The organism is bacterium, from assembly GCA_036504735.1.
Classification (GTDB): domain Bacteria; phylum Electryoneota; class RPQS01; order RPQS01; family RPQS01; genus DASXUQ01.
The window spans coordinates 1-18,950 of sequence record DASXUQ010000002.1; the positions used below are offsets into that span (position 1 = coordinate 1).

Here is an 18,950-nt window from a genome sequence, read left to right on the forward strand (position 1 = left end):
ACGGCGAGGGCAGCGATGACAGCAACTGTGCGTTTCATGGAGCGAATCTCCTCCCTGGAGAAAATATGGAAAAAGAGAGTTTCACCTGCCTAACTGTCTCGCAGCGCGACATCGGGGCAGGTTTCCGGTGTGCTTTGCTAAAGGAACATGTTCTGGTCAGTGCGAGCTAACCGAACTATTTCTTCTTATTTGCTTGTTTTTGTTCCGCGTCGCGGATCTTAGCCAGCATGTCACTGGCTTCCTTGGACGACTCCGTACCCGGGTACTTCTTCAAGAATTCTTCGAGGCCCTGAGCCTTGTCCTTCTTGGGAAGTTTTTGAACTTTGGCGAATTCGACCTTGGCCTGTTCTTCCTTGAGTTGCTTGGCCTGAGGCGTCTCGGGATACCAAGCCAACACTTTGTCTGACTGACCGGCCGCGATCAGCGAATCGGCGAGCTTGCCCTTAGCCGTCACCGCCAAGGGTGAAGAGGGGAAGGAATCGAGCAGCGCCTGATACTTGCCTTCGTCAAACATCTTCTGCGCCATTTCGAGGCGGGCCTTGTAAGCGGCAGGGGTGTCGCTGTATTCCCGCATAATCGCAGTATAATCCTTCTTTTGCAGCAGTTGTTCGGCCAGTTTCGCGTGAGCCCGGAGGGCCACTTCCAAATCCGGATACCGTTCAACAACTTTCTGATACTCACCGCTGTCGAACAGCTTCTGAGCAGATGCGGCCCGGCTGGAGCAGCCCGTCGAGAAAACGAGGAGCGTACTTAGAGCCAGAACGAGCGCGAGAGGGAAGAACCGAGTAGTAAACATAGGGGGTAGAGACGTCACTTGTGCCACACTTAACAAGCTCTTAAATTAACCACTTTTTCTGAAAAAGTCAAGCCTGACATCCTGCCGTTTTACGCCACGTCCATCATAAAATTTGCTCTCAGATCACCAATTCTGCTTACACAATCTAAATCTATGTATGCCATAGAATGAGATATTCTTTGCAAATATCTAATTATGGTAAGCTTAGAGACAAACTTTGTTTCACTCGGAATCAGGACGTTCGAGGCGCAGGAAGGGGTAAGGAATGCGAAACGGGCAAGTCTTTGAGAAGCTTGGTACTCCCGCCAACCCGGAGCTATGTTCTATGACCCATAATATACGAAGAAAATGAATATATAAAAATAGGCAATTCTGACCACAGAAGAAGGATGCATGCCTCCGAAATCTTTCGGAAGCTCCGGAAAAACAGGCTTTGCAGGGTCAGAGCCATTTGACTCATTCCGCTCAGCGCGCAAGATTTACTCTCAGTGCGCCTCAACTTGTCTCGAATCTGTGCGGTCGGTTGTCCTCTGCGGCGGACGTTCCGTTCAAGACAGAGCTAATGGCGGCCAGACGGCAGCAAAAAGAGAGGAGTGGTCACGAGCGAATCAAATAGGAGGCAGCCTCATCGAGCAGCCACGTACACTGACCCTCCTCGGGGCGAACCAAAGCGGCAGGATAGGTGGCATCCTTCCCTCCGAGGATCTCCCGCACCTTTTCGGCCTTGTCCTCTCCAGTGACCAGGAAAATCGCGTGGCGGGCGCGGTTCAGGACGGGGAGCGTCAGCGTCAGCCTCTTGGGAACGGGTGCTTTAACCTCCACCACCTCCACCAAGGCCTTTGACTGCAAGGCCGGGTGGCCGGGAAACAGCGAGGCGGTATGGCCGTCCGGCCCCATCCCCAAAAGGAGGGTTTCGAAAGCCGGGATACCGAACCCGAAGCGCGCACGGAGCGTCCGCGCGTAGTCCTCCGCCGCCTCCTGCAGGTTGGGCAGCTCGGCCTGCATCCGAAAGACTCCTCCCACCTCCACCCTATTTAATAATGTGGTCTGCGCCAGATGGAAATTGGACTCCGGATTGTCCGGCGGCACAGCCCGTTCATCCCCCCAGAAAATCTCCCAGCTTGCCCACGCCATGGTCTTCTCCCACTCCTCGGAGGCCAACTGCTCATAGAGCAGTCTGGGAGTGCGCCCGCCGGAAAGGGCAATATGATAGATACCGGAGTCCTCGACCGCCGCGGCCTGATCCTCAAAAATCAGAGCCGCCGCCGCATCGGCAACATCCTCGGGAGTTTCGCAAAACACAATTTCTGGGGGCATGGGAAGAAGAAAACGCTGAAAATCTGAAAGGCTGAAACGCTGAAAGGAAATCAGGAGAACAACAATTCCTTCAGCCAGAGGCGGGCACGATGGAGGGATTCATCACGCAGCGGATCCCGGCCCCAGATCTGGAGCTGAAGGTGCAGCAGTTCGGTCAGGCGGTTCTCGCCGCTGGGCTCCTCACAGCGCAGCGTGGTTTCCTCCCCGTTGGCAGACTTCATATAGAAGTCCACCGCCTCTTTGGCCTCGGGACCGGACTGAGTGGCAAAGGAAATGATGTGATCACCGGCAAAAACAATGGCAGGAGAGTGGCCGTGCAGGGTAATACGCTGGGTCTTCCAGCCGAGGATCACCGACATCCACGCCGCCAGCAGCAGCATCTCGGCGGGGATTTTCGATCCGCTATAGGATAACTGAATATGGCTGATCCGCTGCGCGGCGGAAGGATCGGCGTCGAAGAGCCCGGCCACCGCCATCTGCCACGGGCGCACAAAGGACTCGGCAAGATCGGTGACGATCGGCTTCCCGCCGAGAGCATCCGTCAGCGCAAACAGAGTCGCGAGCTTCGATGCCGGAGCGCAGGGGGAAATCGCGGAGACGATCACCCGCTCCAGTTCCGAACCGAGCTTCAACAGCACGGGATGATCGGACGGCAGAGAACTGTCCCATGCCAGGACCGTCGGCATTCCGGAGCGGAAGAGAGAAAGCAGCGTGGAGACAACGGCGGAAGGTTCCTGCTTGCAGGCTTCAAGGGTTACAAAGTCGCTGCACACCGGCGCGGCTCCGGGCGCGGGGCGGTGACAATAGGCCGTCACCCAGGCGCGGAAGGCCTTCTCCCCGGCTTCATCATTCAGGTGCAGCAGAATGGCTCGCGACGGATGCCGCAGGGTCAATTCCACCAGCATATCATTGATCATCCCGCCGTCCGCCGCACCGCGTACCGCATAAATCAGCGTAAAGGCGGCGGCGCGCATGACCGCCTGCCCACCCTCCGCCTCGGCGCAGCACCGCCAGATCTCCTCCAACTCGCGCTCGATGGCCGAGACATCCACGTCCCGCGGTTCAACCAGCGGATAGGCCGAATCCTGCGCCATCAGAGAATCCTCCACTCGCGGCCATCCTGCTCAATCAACTGATCCGCCTCAGAAGGTCCCCAGGATCCCGCCGGATAGTGCGGCAGCGGTCCATCCTGCTCGGCCTGCCACGTGTTCAGAAGCGGCATGGCGAACTTCCAGCCTTCTTCCACCGCATCGAAGCGGGCAAAGAGCGTCGGATCACCGAGCATGGCATCCAGCAACAGGCGTTCATAGGCATCGGAGATCCTTCCGCCGAAGGACGCGCCGTAGCGGAATTCCATGCTCACACTGCGCAACCGCACCGCATGACCGGGAAGCTTGACGATGAACTTGAGAATAATTCCCTCGCCGGGCTGAATGCGGATCGAGAGCACATTGGGCTCAACAAGATCCACCGGAGACACCGGGAAGATCATGTGCGGTACGGGCTTGAACTGAATGGCCACTTCGGTAATCCGCTTGGGCAATCGCTTGCCGGTGCGCAGATAAAAGGGCACACCGTGCCAGCGCCAGTTGTCCACCCACAACCGCAGCGCACAGAAGGTTTCGGTGCGGGACTTGGGATCGACGCCCTTCTCTTCCCGATAACCCGGCACGTTCTTGCCGCCGACAGTCCCCGCCGCGTATTGCCCGCGAATGACCGACGACTTCACATCATCCGGCGTGTAGCGGCGAATGGCCTGCAGCACCTTGGTCTTCTCGTTGCGCACAGCTTCGGGATCGAGCGACGCCGGCGGTTCGAGGGCAATCATCGAGAGGATCTGCAGCAGATGATTCTGCATCATGTCCCGCAGCGCGCCGGTCTCTTCATAGTAGGCCGCGCGGTCTTCGACGCCGAGGGCTTCCGCCGCGGTAATCTGCACGTGATCGATGTAATGATTATTCCACAGCGGTTCGAGAATCGTGTTGGCCAGCCGTAGCACAAGAATATTCTGCACCGCCTCTTTGCCCATGTAATGGTCAATGCGGTACACCTGCTCCTCGGGAAAGACCTCCTGCAGCGTATGTGCCAGCTTGCGCGCGGAATCCAAATCATGCCCGAACGGTTTTTCGACGATGATCCGCGCCCATGCGCCATCGGTCGGCTTGTTCAGGCCGCCTTTGCCGAGTTCGGTGACAATCGGTTCGAAAGCAGACGGCGGCACTGCCAGATAAAAGAGCACATTGCCCCGGGTGCCGCGCTTTTCGGACAGGTCCTTGAGCATGTCCTGAAGCTGCGCGAAACCTTCGCCCGTGCCCGGATCGTCGGTGCAGGGAAAGATCCGCGCGGCAAACTGCTCGCGGAACCGCTCATCCTGCACCACATCGGGCGCGAACTCCTGCGCGGAATCGAAGATGGTTTTGCACATCTCCTCTTTGGACATCTCCCGCCGCGTCACCCCGATCATGAAGGTGCTCTCGGGCAGTTTGCCTTCCTGCATCAGGCTCATCAGCGCGGGAAACAACTTGCGCCGCGCCAGGTCGCCCACCGCGCCGAAGATCACCAGTCCACAGGGATCCGGCGGCCTTTCGGCAATCAATCCGCTGCGAAAGGGATTGGCGGCCAGTTCCATTAAGGATTCGGAAACGTCGGTCATAGGGTTTGGAAGTCGATGGTGGCTTGCACGAGCTGATCAATCATTCCGTCATCGAGAGGCGAGTGCGATCCATCGGGAATGATCCGCAAATCGGAGTTGGGCAATACCTGATGCAGATCCCACGCCGCGCGCACCGGGCAGATAACGTCATAGCGGCCCTGCACCATGCGCAGCGGTATGTTGCGCATGGCGGAAGCATTTTCCAGAATCCAGTTGTCGGACTTCATGAAGAAATCATGATAGGTGTAGGCGCACTCGATGCGGCCCACAGACAGTGCCCGCTGCGGCTCTTCGAAGACCTCGAGAGTCGCGGGATCGGGAAAAAGGCACATGGTGGCCGACTCCCAGCGGTCCCACGCCTGTGCCGCTTTCAATTGCAGTTCCTTGTCTTCACCTGTCAGGCGCACATAGTAGGCTTTGACCATGTCGTCGCGCTCAGCTTCGGGAATCAGGCTCTGGAAACGCACCCATTCATCGGGATAGATTTCCGACATGCCGAACTTGTGCGTCCACACCGTCTCGGAAGGCCGCGCGAGAAATACGCCGCGGATAATTACACCCTTGACATGAGCGGGATGGGAGATGGCATAGCAGAGCGCGAGTGTGCTGCCCCAACTGCCGCCGAGCACCACCCAGCGGTCAATGCCCAGATGGCGGCGCACCTTCTCCAGATCTTCTACCAGGTCCCACGTGGTATTCTCCCGCAGTTCCGCATGGGGAGTGCTGCGGCCTGAGCCGCGCTGGTCCACCAGCACCACGCGGTATTTCTGCGGATCGAAGAAGCGGCGGTAATCGGGAATGATGCCGACTCCCGGCCCGCCGTGCAGAAACACCGCCGGCTGCCCGTTGGGATTGCCGACCTCTTCATAGAAGATTTCATGCAGATCGGAGACCTTGAGCCGGCCAGTGGCATAGGGCTCAATGGGCGGATAGAGAATATGGCGGGACATATGCAGTTCTCACAATTTAGAAAATGTGTGATGGCAAGCCGTCGTGATTCTTCTGCCGGTGGCGGGCAGAACCCCCTCTTATTCCTCAAACCCACCGCCTATCCAGCTCGCTCCCGCGTGCTGAATTCGCAAGGTTGCACCACGCGGGAGCGTGGCGCCTAGTGGATATGGAAGGAACCCCCTTCTGATTCCCCCTTTTTCAAAGGGGGAAGGATCGGAGTTTCCCCCCTTAGCATAAGGGGGGATAAAAGGGGGGTATCGGGTCGCTGACGAGCAGCAGAGCAATCCGCGTTTCATGATCCCCGACTGTCAGGAATCTATCGTCTTCATCGCGTGGCCGCCGAACTGGTTGCGCAGGGCGGAGAGCAGGCGGAGGCCGAATGCATTGTCGTGACGCGAGGCAAAACGGGCAAACAGTGAGGCGGCAATGGCATAGGCGGGGACTCCGGTTTCGATGGCCTGCTCCACGGTCCAGCGGCCCTCGCCGGAATCATCCACCCAGGCTTTGACGTGATCGAGGCCGGGGTCGGCGCGCAACGCGTCCGTGGCCAGTTCCAGCAGCCAGGAGCGCACCACGCTGCCGTGTTGCCAGAGTTCCGAGACCTCGGTCAGATTGAGCGGGAACGGGCCTTCCTTGAGGATCTCAAAACCCTCGGCATAAGCTTGCATCATCCCGTACTCGACTCCATTATGGACCATCTTCACAAAATGTCCCGAACCCACCGGGCCGGTATGCAGATAGCCTTTGACCGGAGCAAGGCTCTTGAAAACCGGTTCCACATAGGAGAAAGGCTCGGGATCGCCGCCGATCATCAGGCAGTAGCCCTCCTTCAGACCCCACACCCCGCCCGAAGTTCCGGAATCGAGGAAGTGGATCCCCTTCTCCTTCAGCAGTCCGGCGCGGCGCACGGAATCCCTATAAAAGGAGTTGCCACCGTCAATCACAATATCCCCGGGGCTCAAGAGGCCTGACAGTTCCAGCACGGCCTGCTCCACCGGATCTCCGGAAGGGATCATCAGCCAGATTACCCGGCGGCCCTTCAGCGTACTGACGATCCCCGCGAGGTTCGCCGCTCCGATAGCTCCCTTTTTGACGGCCGCCGCAACCGCCTCTGCCGTGCGGTTTGCCGCCACTACCGAGTGACCATCGCGCAGCAGTCTCTCCGTCATATTGCCGCCCATGCGGCCCAAGCCCAACATTCCAATTTGCATGGCAAACCTCAGCAAGCCCTTGGTAAGGTTGTATCTGTCGAAAAATTAACACTTTTTTGTGTGATCTGCAACTGCTCCGCTACAGGTCGTTATCATTTGGATCTTACCGGAAAATTTGACTTATTTAGATACACCTTGACATGACAATTCCAGATTATTCCGGTGGAATAGAAAGGACATTTTTGCATGAAATGGCTGTTGATTTTGCTGGTGTGCGTGACAGCGGCAAATGCCGATGTGACTCGCAAACAAACGGTTAGCTCTCAGTTTATGGGGGCAAATGAGGGAACGACGATTGAGTACTACTCCGCGGACCGTCACGCGACGGAATCCACGCTGAAGTGGACGCGGGGAATGATGAAGACTGCCACTGGCGGCAAGACGGTAGAATCGGGCAGCATCGTCCGGCTGGATAAGCAGCTTGTGTGGTCGATCAACCCCAAGGATAAAACCTATACCGAGATGACCTTCGAGCAGTTCCGCGAGATGCTCAAAAAGGGCAATGCCGAAGTGGAAAAGGCCGAAGGCGAGCGCCCGGATACCGCGCGGGAGGAAATGTACACGTGGACCGTGGTGGACAAATCCGAGGCCCAGCCGAAGATGATCGGCGGCTGGAATTGCCGCAATGTCCGCATCGAGGCCACAGGGGTCAGCAAGGCCGATTCGATGGACAAGGTTATCATGACCATCGATACCTGGAACAGCCCCGATGTGCCCGGAGCCAAGGAGATTACCGAATTCGGTGAGCGCTATGTCAAGGCTCTCGGATTGGACAAAGAGGCCCTGACGCCCGGCTTGATGCAGGCCTCGGCCATGTACCAGAAACAGTTCAAGGAGCTGATTGAAGCCGCGCGCAAGGCACCGGGGGAACCCGTACAGAGCCTGATGGAGATCAAACGCAACCAGCTTAAGGGGCCGGATATCGGCAAGGCCATTGCCGAAGGCGCCAAGAATGAGCTGATGGGCAAGCTGCCCTTCGGGCGGAAGAAGGAAGCTCCCAAGGAGCAGAAGCCCGAATACGAAGTGAAGGTCAAGTTCAGCGTGACAAGCACGTTGACCGAAGCTTCGACCAGCGCAACCGATGCGGCCAAGTACGAAATTCCGGCGGGCTACAAGCTGAAGAAGTAGTTCCTGCGCCGAAGGATATGAGATGAAGAAGGCTCCCGCCGTGGCGGGAGCCTTCTTTTTGTAAGCAGAATCCTGTGCGGAAGCGATTACTTCAGCAGCATCATCTTGCGCATGTCGGTGAACGAGCCGGACTCGAGGCGGTAGAAGTACACGCCGCTCGAAAGGCCGGTGCCGTCGAAGCTGACCGAATGCACACCCGAGGTCTGGGCGCTGCGAGCCAGCGTGGCGACCGTGCGGCCCATAACATCAAACACCGTGATGTTGACCATTCCGGCTTCCTTCAGCGTATAGGAAATGGTCGTGGTCGGGTTGAAGGGATTCGGATAGTTCTGCGCCAGTTCGTACGAAGCGGCCTGATGGGCGGCATTCGGCGTGGCGGACGCGATATGGCTGAACTGAACCGTCGAGCCGTCCAGTTCGTGGATGGCCAGGCGATAGCTGTACGGCGTACCCGCGATGACGCTGGCATCGGTGTAACGATAGGAGAAGCCGCTGGGGCTGCTGCCCTGGCTGTTAACCGTCACCAGAGACTGCCAGTCGCTGCCGTTGACGCTGCGGCTGATTTCGAAGGAGGAGACCTGCGATTCGGATGCCGTGCGCCATTCCACCACGACCGCGCCATCGGACACAGACGCTTCAAAGGACGCCATTTCAACGGGCAGAATCTGATCGCAGCCTTCGATCATGAGGTAGCCCTCGCTGACCGTGCCGTTATCGAAATTCTGGTTGATCGAGGTCAGAACGTTGTTCAGATCGGAGACGCTGATGCCCGCGGGCAGTGCGCCGACATTTCCGCCCAGCACCTGATTGGCCAGCGCGAAAATCGAACTGACCGACCAGCCGGCAAACGCACCCGTGGGATTATGCACGCCGCTCTGAACCACCAGGCTGCCGAACGCGGGGTTGAAGCCCGGCACGCCGGCGTTGGAGAATTCCAGAGTCAGAGCTAAGGCGACCAACTGCCCGGCAAACACACCCGCCGGGGAAGACGTCGGATTCACGAGGTTTGCGGTAAGGACGCCGGGCGTGCCGCCCGCCGGGATAAAGGCGTTCGCGGCCGCTGACGTGGTCAATTGGATCGTATAGGTGCCGCCCACAATCAAGCCGTTCGGAAGCGGAAAGATCGCAGACCAGTTGTCATCGCGAATACATCCCGGGTTGCCACCGTGGCAACTGGCGCCCCACCCGCCTTGGGTGTAGGTGCGGAAACCGCCGGGAGGAATCAAACAGGGATCCGTCTGCGCGTAAGCACTCTGTAAGGTTGTTAGTGACGTGAGAACCAATAAGCACGTGACCAGGATAAATCTCATACCTTTTGCCATGACCAAACTCCACAAGTTAATATCGGGCTGACAAGCTGCAGTTGCGTACTTGATAAAACACATCCAAATATACGCGGGATGTCGCCGAATAGCAACTATGGATGTAAATGTCTGCTTTCGCGAGTCTGTTTAATCGCGGCACGGAACTATGGCTTTCGTTTTTTTGAATATAGCCGCAGTTATTAAATATTGAATATCATAACAACTTCTCCCAGATACTTGGCGGGACAGTACAAATTGAGAGGCATATTTAGCTGGGTCACTCTGGTTGCCACGGAAGTCCACCAAAAAAGAAGCGTTAGCCTTCATGGCCAACGCTTCTCATATGCTATAGAATGGCGCTTACCTTATCAGAAGCACTTTGCGGGTTTGCGATGCACCCTGCGCAGAAAGTCGGGCGAGATAAACTCCCGAGGCTAAACCGGAGGCATCGTACGCCACGTCGTAACTGCCAGCCTGTAGAACGCGATCGATGACCTTCGCCGTCTGTTGTCCGAGCAGATTGTAAAGCGTCAAGTCCACCCGCCCCGGCGCCGCGAGACTGAATTTGAAATGGGTTTCCGAATTGAAGGGATTGGGATAATTCCCTGCAAAGGAGAACGTCTGCGGCAAAGCCACGGGATGATCCGGCGCCGATTGCGGCAACTGCCAGACCACGTCCATGCTGACACCGATCAGCGAGCCTTCGTCAATCGCGGCAGCGTCATGCACATACAAAAACCACTCGCGGCCATGCACGTCCGCTCCCCGGCGGCGAATCAGGCTGTCTCCATTGAAGCGGCTGAGGGGCTCGACGGGTCGGAAATGACCTGTGTAGGGAGCCTGCCCCGCGGTGAAGGGCAGATCCGCCTGATCATCGAATTGGCAATAGGTCATGTTCTGGCCAACGATCAGCGAGTCATGCGCCGCGAGCAGCACGCGGGTGGAATCCGGTCCGCGCAGCCAGATATCCAGATCTCCCACAGAGGAATGGGTCAGGTTCACGGTCACATCAAGATCCCAGATCACCACGGTATCCCGCATGTCCAGACGCATCACGGTGGTATCGAAATCGGTGATGGGCCTCGGAGAATAGGTCGTCGCGTAATGCCGCATGCCAAGTGCCAGAGGCGTCAGGACAGGCTGCAGCCGTGTGGTATCGGTGGCGGCAACGGTCACACCGGGGATGACGCGGCCATTGAAGAATTCGTGGCTGACCCGGACCGTATAGCTTGCCGGAGGAAGTCCGGCAAGAAGAAACGCTCCCATGCTGTCCGTACGCACCGAACGCCCCAGCGAGTTGATCTGCACCGCCGCGTAGGAAATCACCCGCGCGGAATCGTCCACCACCGTGCCCGCAATGGCGCCAGAAACCAGGCCGGAGGCGGCAATCTGTACGTCGTCAAGCTTTAGAGCAAAGCGGTCAACCGATACATAATGGAAGGCAATGCGAAACGACGAACCGGAAAGGCCGGACAGATCCTGAGTGAAGTGCGTCCACTCGGAGGAGATGCCGGTCTCCGTGGCAAGCACGGTGGTGAAATCCTCCGGCTGAGTGCCGCCCGTGGAGGCGCGGACTTCGAAGGATTCGGGGTAGCCTGCATCTTGCGCGGCCGCCCAGTAATCCAGAGTAATCTCACCGGTTGCCGTGATCACCGGCAGCACCAGCCAGTCGTCATTGGGAAGCTGCTGATCATTGTAATGACACATGGCGAAGCGCGTGCCGCTGTGCGCCGGGAACTCAGGCCGGGAGTAAACTTCCCACGTGGAGCGGCGGTCGAACCATGAACAGTAGCCGCTGTCCCGGTCCACCTCAGTCCAACCTACAGGCAACTGTCCCGGCGCAGTGGATTCGAAGGTCTCGAAGAGCACCACGTCATCTAAAGCAGACCGGGTGCGGGGAGCCGCCTGCGCGCGCAGGCCATAGCCCGCCATCACGGCCAAGGCTGCACAAAGTATGATTCGGCAAAGACGCATGGTTTGGCGCTCATGTGACAGGGTGAAAACGAAAGACCTCTATCCCCTTCTCCCTTTCCCCATAATGGAATGAGGAAAGGGAGAGGGGAGACGGACTATTTCAGCAGCATCATCTTGTGCGTGGCGGTCACACCGGAGGCGGACAGACGCGCAAAGTACACGCCCGAGGTCAGACCGGAGGCATTGAAGGCCACCGTATGCGTGCCCGCCGACAGCGTGCCGTTCACCAACCGCGCCACTTCCTGGCCGACCAGATTATACAGCGTGAGCTGCACGGGGCTGGTGCCCGGCAGCGAGAAGCGGAACTCGGTCTGGCTGTTGAATGGATTCGGATAGTTGCCGTCGAACACAAAGCTCTGCGGCAGGATGCGCGGAGCATCCGCCGCTTCCGAGCCGAGGGTCTTGACATGCAGCGTGACGGTGCCAATGTGCCCCGTATCATCCGCCGCACCGTCATAGGCGAGGAGGGTCCAGGTTCCGGCGGCCATTTCACCATCGAGGACGCTGAGCGGCTCTTCGGGAATGAAGCTGCCGGTAAAGGGAGCCACCCCTTCGCCGATGGGCGTGGTGGCTTCGTCATCGAAGCGGCAATCCACGAAATTCTCCGCGGCGTTGCCTCCGACATTCGCTGCCAACCGAATCCGATGGCCGCCCGGTGAGGTCAGCCACAGGGTTAAGTCGGCGTCCCACGTGTGCGTGATATTGACCGTGACATCCAAATCGGCAATGGATAGGTTTTCCGTCGAAACCATAATGGTCTGCCGGGCGGTGTCAAGGTCGGCAATATGCACATTGCCGCCGGTGGATGCAAAATCGGTGGTGTAAAATTCCGGGGAGTGTAATTCCACATCCAGCACGGTGGTGTCTGTGCCGGCGACGATGACGTCATTCTGCGTGAACAACGGATAGTAATCGTAGCGGACAGTCACCGCATAGGTGTCAGCGGGAACGGAGGAGATCAGATAGTGCCCGGCAGCATCGGTGAACGCCGTGAAGCCGAGGCCGGTCACTGTGACGGCGGCATTGGCCAGCGGAGCGTGGGACTGGTCATCCGTAATGGTTCCGGCGATGGTGCCGTGGGGCGAGGTAAAGGTGCCTTCCAGCAGCACATCGTCCAGCTTGATTATGAACCTGTCCGTCGCGTTGTAGTGGAACGCAACGTAGAACGGCGCACCCGCATACGCGGTCAGATCGTGGCGATGCGAGATGAATGCCGTGTCGATGTTGGTGGCCGTGTAAATCAGGTGGGTGAAGTCCGCCGGCTGCGCACCGGTGGTCGACACGCGCACTTCGTAATTCTCGCGCCAGGCCGGATCCTGCGAGGCGATCCAGTAGCTCAGGAAGATGGAATCCGTCAGAGTCTGCTGCGGGAGAATCAGCCAGTCGTTATTGGCCAGTTGATTGTCGTTGTAGTGGTTGCCGACGAAATGCGTTCCGCTGTGCGCCGCAATCCGGCTCGGTGCGCCCGGATCAACGATCACTTTCCATTCGGACAATCCGGGGCAGGCCTGGTTTGTGGTCGAGCCGTGATCCACGTCTACCTGCGTCCAGCCTGCCGGGAGTTGCCCGGCGGGAATCGCTTCGAAATCTTCCGAGATAATGACGTCATCGAGCGTATTCGGATCGCGCGTGCCCACACGCGGCAGCCCGGAGGGTGCGGCGGCAATCACGTGAGCGGCCAGCGGGCCACGGTGTTTCTGGGCAGGCGCGAACGAATCGTGCTTGGTGGCAATGGTCCCGGCAAACAGCACCGAGGCCGTCAACAGGAAGGTAAACAGAGTCAACAACCTTTTCATAAACTTCTCCTAAAAGACAGGTTATTGGAAGTGGGGTGTTCTGTAGAGAAACGGGTAACAAGCTGTCCGGGCTATCGCAACAGCGCCAGCTTGGAGCTTTGGGCGAGACGGTGATTGAAGGTCAGGCGGGCAATGTACACTCCGGATGCAAGATCGCGCGCATCATAGGGAATAGCATGAGACCCCGGCGCAAACGCTCCGTTTGTCACCTGCGCCACCTTGCGGCCCAGCAGGTCGAACAGATTCAGTTCCACGTGGCCGGCGCGGGCGAGGTCGAAACTGAATTCGGTCTGAGCATTGAAGGGATTCGGATAGTTGCCTTTGAACATGAAATCTTCGGCAACGTCCGGGCGCAGGGCCACGGCATTGGCGGGGGTCAGCGACACATACAGCGGGGCCGTATCATTGCGCGCCACTCCGATGTTGCTGCGGATCAAGGTGTCAAAATGCGCCTTGGTAAACCGCACATTGTAAATACCGGCGGGAATGGAGTCGATCAAATAGCTACCATCCGCGGCGGTCGCACCTGCGCGGGTGGTGCCGAGAATGGTTACGGCGGCATTGCCGAGCGGCAACTGGGTAGAGCCATTCAGCACCGTTCCGCCCAACGCGCCATACGGAATATGGGCGGTGAGTTGCACATCATCGATCTTGATGGCGAAGTCATCCCGCGAGGTGTGATGGAATGCCAGAAAGAAGGGCGCGCCGGCATAGGCGGAGATGTCGTCGGTGTACTGGGTCCACAAGTGAGGCGTGCGCGTGACGCTGCGAACAAGATGCGTAAAATGGGCCGGCAGCGAATCGGTGGTGGAGATCCGCACCTCGAAATTCTCGAGATACGGGCTCTGGTGGGACGACACCCAGTAGCTGAAGACAATGGGAACCAGCAGGGTGTCGAATCGCGGCAGGATCATCCAGTCATCGTTCGCCGCGCCGTTCGAATTGTAGGCATTGATGCTGGTGCCTTCGCCGGTGTGAGTGGAGATCCCCACGCGGCTGATGGCCTGCCAGATCGTGGGCCCGCCGCGAAAGATCTCATCATTGTGGCCGTTGTCGAGACTGATCTGTGACCAGCCCATCGGCAGCAGGCCATCCGCCGTGTAGTCGAAACTTTCCGAGAGCACCACGCTTTGGGCGAATGGGCTCTGCGCTGTGGCGGCAAGAACAATCAGCAGTCCCGCCACATACCACCTGTTCATGTGCATCCCTCCCGAAAAATGTACTGAGTGCAGTTTATCGAAGCAGCAGAATCTTTTTACTCTGAGACGTACTGCCATTCACCGTCATGCGCGCCACATAGAGACCGGACGCCAGACCGTGAGCATCAAAACCGATGGTGTGCGGTCCGGCCTCCACGGTTTCCTGCAGGATATCCGCCACGCGCTGGCCAAGGGTGTTGTAGAGCACCAGATCCACGCGGCTGCGGGCGGGCAGTTCAAACCGGAACTCCGTCCGGCTGTTAAAGGGATTGGGAAAATTCCCTTCAAAGGCGAAGGACTGCGGAAGCGTCCGGCGACTTGGCGGAGTTACCGGCAGATCACCGGTGCGAACCTCGAGGGCGAAACTAATCAAGACGCCCTTGTCGTGGTACGAGCCATCCGCCACGGTGAGCACCCAAGCTCCCTGGGTCGAGGTCCCGTTTAACGTGTCAAGCCTCGCCGCCGGACGGTACGTGCCCGTGAACGGGCCGGTTCCTTCACTGACCGGAGTCGACGCCTGATCACTGAGGCGGCAGTTGACGAAATTCCGCGTGTGGGCGCCGGCATTTTCCACCAGCGGGATAATAACGGCGCCGGGACTTTCCAGAAAGATGCTGAGATCGCCGTCATAGGGGTGAGTGATGTTCAGCACCACATCGAGATCACTGATGGAAATATCCTGCGCGACGTCGAGGGTCTTCGTAAGGACGCCCGCCACGACGGAGTCGGGGCTAAGCGAGTCCGCATCCGGAATCGAGTCCGGAGCGAACGCGGAGGCGAATTCATAGAAGTTGGCCACGGTGGTCATGGCGGTGTCGAGCTGCATATTTCCGCCCGGCGGCACCGAGACTCCGCTCACCGTCAGCGTGTCCCATTCCTGAAATGAAAGTGTGTCCGCCGGATGGGGACGATAGCTGGGCTTGGAGAACTGAAGGGAAAAAGTATCGGTGGGAACCTGCAAAAAGGAATAGTGGCCGTTGACGTCGATGAGGCTGGAATAGCAGAACCCCGGCATCTGCACGGTGCCATTGCGCACCGGAGCGCGCGTCAGGCTGTTCACCACATTCCCTTGCAGCGCCGTGCTGGGATTGACGTCGATTCCCCAGCCATCCAGCGCGCCGCTGTCCCCCGCGAACTGATCCAGAATCCGCAGCATCCACACTCCCTGCGCGGAGAGGCCGGTGAAGCGGCTCAGCGAATCGATGGGCCGCCAGGAGCAAACGTACGGCGTATCGGCCTCTAAGATTCCCGTGCCGGAGGCGTCATTGAACCAGCCGTCCATGTGTTGAATAGAATCGAACGGCAGAAGATCGAAGAGCACGATTTCCCGGGCATCGGGAGTCCCCGGCGCATGCAGTGCCACGCGCAGATCGCGCATCCACGTGTGAGAGATCACGAGATGAATGTCGAGCTGGCTGATCGTGACGTCGTCGGGGATATTGATGGTCGAGGTCACCCGGCCCACTTCGGGAATGGACACGGTATCGGTGCTGGTGTAGAGAGCATCCAGAGACTGCCCACCGCGGCGCAAGGACACATCCTGTCTCCACGGCGGCGCATCGTGATATGGAGAATTCGTGGCATATTTTTGCGGAGCCGGTTGCGGCACGAACGGCGGCGGCGCTTGCTTTGCCGGCTTTGTGGCGAAGATCGCCGCGGAGAGCAGCAGCAGGGCGGCCAGCGCGAAAGGTACTTTTCTCATGGAGTCTCCACGGTAGTCATAGAATACACGGATGCGTGCATGGCGGGAGGAAAAGGAAACAGGGCTTAGAGTCCGTCCTTGTGGCCGGACAGAAGCAGCGAATAGCCGAGCCAGCCCGTCTGGGCGGCGCCGGCGACACGGTCGAACATATACTGCGCTTCGAGGTTCAGGTTCTCTACGAACCAGACGACGCGCGGATGTTTCTGCGAGCGCGCCCAGCGCAAGGCGTGGTCGAACAGTTGGCGTCCGAAGCCCTGCCTGCGGTAGTCGGGATGAATAAACAGATCGGTGATGCGCACCACGCGGCAGGAATCCAGCGCGGAAGGCACACAGTAAATGTGGACGAAGCCGATCAGTTCGCCGCTTGACGTCCGTCCGATGAACAGGGCGCTGTGCCCGTCGCCGGTGAGGAGTTTCCGCAGAAACTCCCGGGTGGTTTCGTCATCAGGAATAGTCTCCGAAGTTTCGTCGAGGTTCTGATATTCTGCGATCAGTTCTGCCAGATCCGCAAGATCCTCGGTCCGCGCCGGTGTGATATTCATAGCGAATGCGTACGGTTGACCCTTCTCTTCGCGTATAGTGTGAAAAAGGAAAAGCGGTTATTCGGCCCATTCGAGCAGTATGGCCTGTCCCTGGCCGACGCCGACGCACAGGGCGGCGACGCCATACTTGACGGTGAAGCGGTGCATCTGGTGGGCCAGCGTGCCGACCAGCCGGGCGCCGCTCATACCGAGGGGATGACCGATGGCAATCGCGCCGCCCCACGGATTGACGCGGTCGAAGGGCAGATCCAGTTCGGCGATGACCGCCAGCATCTGCGCGGCAAAGGCTTCGTTGATTTCCCACAGGCCGACTTCGAACTTGGAGACTCCCGTGCGCGCCAGCAATCTCTCGACCGCAAACACCGGGCCGATGCCCATGTAGCGCGGATCCACGCCCACGGACGCGGTGCCGAGGATTTTGGCCAGCGGTTTGAGATTGTGTTCGCGGGCAAACTCCGCCGAACAGATCAGCACCGCCGCCGCACCGTCATTCAAGCCCGAAGAATTGCCGGCGGTGACCGTGCCGCCCTTGCGGAAGACCGGCTTCAGAGAGGCCAGCGATTCGAGGTTGGCGTCGGCGCGGGGGTTTTCATCGCGGTCCACGAACACCGAGCCTTCGCGCGCGTCGGGGATCTCCACCGGAATGACTTCGTCCTGCAGGAATTTGGCTTCGTACGCCATCACAGCTTTTTGATGAGACTCCAGCGCGAACTGGTCCTGCATCTCGCGCTTGATCTTCCACTTCTCGGCGATATTTTCCGCGGTCTCGCCCATGGACTCCAGCGGGAAGAGTTCTTTCAGCCTGGGATTGGGATAACGCCAGCCAAGCGTCGTATCATAGGCGGTGAGATTGCCGAAGGCGAACGGCTTCTCCTGCTTAGGCACGGAGAACGGTGCGCGGGTCATGGATTCGACGCCGCCCGCGATGTAGCAGCGGCCCTCGCCGGACTTGATGGCCCGGTAGGCGCAGGCGGCGGCTTCGAGGCCGGAAGCGCAGAGGCGGTTGACCGTGACCGCGGGCACGCTGTTCGGATAGCCCGCCAGCAGCGTGGCCATGCGCGCGATGTTGCGGTTGTCCTCGCCCGCCTGATTGGCGCAGCCGAGATAGACTTCGTCCACAAAGGCCGGATCGATGTGATTACGCTGCACAATCTTCTCCAGCACCAACGCCGCCATGTCATCGGGGCGGATGGTCTTCAGAATGCCGCCGTGTTTGCCGACCGGCGTGCGCAGCGCATCGCAGATAAAAACGTCAGCCATATAGCCTTGTGATTAGAAGATGGGAGGTAACGGTTTGATATCGGAAGCCAGAATCTGTTCATCCTCGGTGATCCCCGGCGGCACGCGGCGCAGACTGATGCCGCTGCGGGGACCGCGCAGAAAGCCGCGCTTGGTGCTCATCTCGCTCTCGCGCAGCCGCAGATCGTCGAGGGCTTCGCAGGTGAACCAGATGTCGCCGGGAGTGACGCGCTTGCCTTCGCGCGGGTTTTCGGTCTCCTTGGCGCGGTAGACCATCACGCGGGTGACGCCTTCGGCCATGAGTTTGCGGCAGAGGCCGCGCATGTAATACGCGTTGAATTCCGTTTCGGCGATCAGGCTGGCCGCGGCCGGATGGCTGACCTTGCGCTGCGCCACTTTGCCGCCGCGCGAGTAAGGCTCGGAACTGATAAAGAATTCGGGCTGCGCCAGGCTTTCGGTCAGCGTCTGCTCATCGCCCGCCTCCAGCGCCCGCAGCAGCAGCTTGCGATAGGCCGCGCGGCCCTCTTCGGTCAGCCGTTTGTAGAGCACGAAATGGTCCCGGGCCATATCCCGCTGGCATTCGAGCACCATGTAGCGCCGCGTATCGGCGTCGAGTTCTTCGAAAAAATAAGGCATGTGAATAAAATTTAAAATAGGAAATTAGAAATAGGAAACCACAGGTGCGTGGTTCAGGTCCGCTATGGGCGGGCGGTGCGCCGGATGTACTTTCGACGCCGTTTTTCATAGGGAAACGGGCTGCCGGACGGGGTGTGCCGCCGGCAGGCGTCCGGCACATTCTTAGAATATTCTTTCTTGAATAATATATTATTCAAAGAGAATTCTTAGAATAAACTCTTTGAATCTCTCCCCCCTACCCCCCACGCCAACCGACGAACTTTGGCTTTGAACGGACGTACCCAAATATACATTCCGGAGGTGCGTTTGTCAAGCCGAGTTTGAACAAATAGTCAAGCCATTGTGTTTGCAGCATTCCTCCCGCTGCGAAACAGCAAGCGCAGTTCTATGTTTACAGCACTTGCCCACGTCCGGACAGATCCCGCCGCATGTGGATAACTCGGATTTGGGGGGGGAAGAGGCATGCCTCTCGAGGCAGTCCCGCACAGCAAGCTGTGCAACT

At 58.7% G+C, this 18,950-nt stretch carries 15 protein-coding genes; 1 reads left to right on the forward strand and 14 read right to left on the reverse strand.

Annotation, left to right across the window (positions count from 1 at the left end):
• Window positions 1-175: 175 nt before the first annotated feature.
• The 6 genes from VGL38_00375 to gnd form a co-directional block, all read right to left on the reverse strand.
• Window positions 176-823, reverse strand: a complete 648-nt coding sequence (locus tag VGL38_00375) for a hypothetical protein (protein ID HEY3293870.1) — start codon at window positions 821-823, stop codon at window positions 176-178.
• 570 nt (window positions 824-1,393) lie between these two features.
• Window positions 1,394-2,113 (reverse strand): 6-phosphogluconolactonase, encoded by a 720-nt coding sequence (gene pgl, locus VGL38_00380; protein ID HEY3293871.1) that lies wholly within the window; start codon window positions 2,111-2,113, stop codon window positions 1,394-1,396.
• 50 nt (window positions 2,114-2,163) lie between these two features.
• Window positions 2,164-3,222, reverse strand: coding sequence for a glucose-6-phosphate dehydrogenase assembly protein OpcA (locus VGL38_00385; protein ID HEY3293872.1), 1,059 nt, complete (start codon window positions 3,220-3,222; stop codon window positions 2,164-2,166).
• Window positions 3,207-4,766, reverse strand: coding sequence for a glucose-6-phosphate dehydrogenase (zwf, locus tag VGL38_00390; GenBank protein ID HEY3293873.1), 1,560 nt, complete (start codon window positions 4,764-4,766; stop codon window positions 3,207-3,209). The genes VGL38_00385 and zwf overlap by 16 nt, the downstream gene beginning before the upstream one ends.
• Window positions 4,763-5,716, reverse strand: a complete 954-nt coding sequence (pip, locus tag VGL38_00395) for a prolyl aminopeptidase (protein ID HEY3293874.1) — start codon at window positions 5,714-5,716, stop codon at window positions 4,763-4,765. The genes zwf and pip overlap by 4 nt, the downstream gene beginning before the upstream one ends.
• Before the next feature lie 309 nt (window positions 5,717-6,025).
• On the reverse strand, window positions 6,026-6,928 hold the full coding sequence (gnd, locus tag VGL38_00400; GenBank protein HEY3293875.1) for a decarboxylating 6-phosphogluconate dehydrogenase: 903 nt from the start codon (window positions 6,926-6,928) through the stop codon (window positions 6,026-6,028).
• 186 nt (window positions 6,929-7,114) lie between these two features.
• Here gnd and VGL38_00405 point away from each other — a divergent pair, with 186 nt between their 5' ends.
• Window positions 7,115-8,056: a hypothetical protein gene (locus VGL38_00405; protein HEY3293876.1), complete on the forward strand. Its 942-nt coding sequence runs from the start codon at window positions 7,115-7,117 to the stop codon at window positions 8,054-8,056.
• Window positions 8,057-8,142: 86 nt separating this feature from the next.
• On the opposite strand, the gene VGL38_00410 is transcribed toward VGL38_00405, so the two are convergent.
• The 8 genes from VGL38_00410 to VGL38_00445 form a co-directional block, all read right to left on the reverse strand.
• The gene (locus VGL38_00410; GenBank protein HEY3293877.1) at window positions 8,143-9,282 is read right to left on the reverse strand and encodes a T9SS type A sorting domain-containing protein; all 1,140 of its coding nucleotides are present in this window, start codon (window positions 9,280-9,282) and stop codon (window positions 8,143-8,145) included.
• 438 nt (window positions 9,283-9,720) lie between these two features.
• Window positions 9,721-11,334 carry a choice-of-anchor J domain-containing protein gene (locus VGL38_00415; protein ID HEY3293878.1) on the reverse strand — a complete coding sequence of 538 codons (1,614 nt, stop codon included), beginning with the start codon at window positions 11,332-11,334 and terminating at the stop codon, window positions 9,721-9,723.
• A 95-nt stretch (window positions 11,335-11,429) separates the two neighbouring features.
• Window positions 11,430-13,130: a choice-of-anchor J domain-containing protein gene (locus tag VGL38_00420; protein ID HEY3293879.1), complete on the reverse strand. Its 1,701-nt coding sequence runs from the start codon at window positions 13,128-13,130 to the stop codon at window positions 11,430-11,432.
• A gap of 71 nt (window positions 13,131-13,201) precedes the next feature.
• A complete protein-coding gene (locus VGL38_00425; GenBank protein HEY3293880.1) occupies window positions 13,202-14,329 on the reverse strand; it encodes a choice-of-anchor J domain-containing protein in 1,128 nt (375 codons plus the stop codon).
• 34 nt (window positions 14,330-14,363) lie between these two features.
• Entirely contained in the window at window positions 14,364-16,031 is a 1,668-nt protein-coding gene (locus tag VGL38_00430; GenBank protein ID HEY3293881.1) for a proprotein convertase P-domain-containing protein, read from the reverse strand.
• Window positions 16,032-16,096: 65 nt separating this feature from the next.
• Window positions 16,097-16,573, reverse strand: a complete 477-nt coding sequence (locus tag VGL38_00435; GenBank protein ID HEY3293882.1) for a GNAT family N-acetyltransferase — start codon at window positions 16,571-16,573, stop codon at window positions 16,097-16,099.
• Window positions 16,574-16,630: 57 nt separating this feature from the next.
• Complete coding sequence (locus VGL38_00440; GenBank protein HEY3293883.1) at window positions 16,631-17,833, reverse strand: acetyl-CoA C-acyltransferase; 1,203 nt, start codon at window positions 17,831-17,833, stop codon at window positions 16,631-16,633.
• Between the two features lie 12 nt (window positions 17,834-17,845).
• Window positions 17,846-18,448, reverse strand: a complete 603-nt coding sequence (locus tag VGL38_00445; protein ID HEY3293884.1) for a hypothetical protein — start codon at window positions 18,446-18,448, stop codon at window positions 17,846-17,848.
• Window positions 18,449-18,950: the final 502 nt, after the last annotated feature.

What these genes read in the sequence shown, in the direction of transcription:
- VGL38_00435 (HEY3293882.1), bottom strand. Translation starts at nt 16,573, where the DNA reads ATGAATATCACACCGGCGCGGACCGAGGATCTTGCGGATCTGGCAGAA.
- pgl (HEY3293871.1), bottom strand. Translation starts at nt 2,113, where the DNA reads ATGCCCCCAGAAATTGTGTTTTGCGAAACTCCCGAGGATGTTGCCGAT.
- VGL38_00420 (HEY3293879.1), bottom strand. Translation starts at nt 13,130, where the DNA reads ATGAAAAGGTTGTTGACTCTGTTTACCTTCCTGTTGACGGCCTCGGTG.
- VGL38_00425 (HEY3293880.1), bottom strand. Translation starts at nt 14,329, where the DNA reads ATGAACAGGTGGTATGTGGCGGGACTGCTGATTGTTCTTGCCGCCACA.
- VGL38_00405 (HEY3293876.1), top strand. Translation starts at nt 7,115, where the DNA reads ATGAAATGGCTGTTGATTTTGCTGGTGTGCGTGACAGCGGCAAATGCC.
- VGL38_00430 (HEY3293881.1), bottom strand. Translation starts at nt 16,031, where the DNA reads ATGAGAAAAGTACCTTTCGCGCTGGCCGCCCTGCTGCTGCTCTCCGCG.
- zwf (HEY3293873.1), bottom strand. Translation starts at nt 4,766, where the DNA reads ATGACCGACGTTTCCGAATCCTTAATGGAACTGGCCGCCAATCCCTTT.
- VGL38_00440 (HEY3293883.1), bottom strand. Translation starts at nt 17,833, where the DNA reads ATGGCTGACGTTTTTATCTGCGATGCGCTGCGCACGCCGGTCGGCAAA.
- gnd (HEY3293875.1), bottom strand. Translation starts at nt 6,928, where the DNA reads ATGCAAATTGGAATGTTGGGCTTGGGCCGCATGGGCGGCAATATGACG.
- pip (HEY3293874.1), bottom strand. Translation starts at nt 5,716, where the DNA reads ATGTCCCGCCATATTCTCTATCCGCCCATTGAGCCCTATGCCACTGGC.
- VGL38_00415 (HEY3293878.1), bottom strand. Translation starts at nt 11,334, where the DNA reads ATGCGTCTTTGCCGAATCATACTTTGTGCAGCCTTGGCCGTGATGGCG.
- VGL38_00445 (HEY3293884.1), bottom strand. Translation starts at nt 18,448, where the DNA reads ATGCCTTATTTTTTCGAAGAACTCGACGCCGATACGCGGCGCTACATG.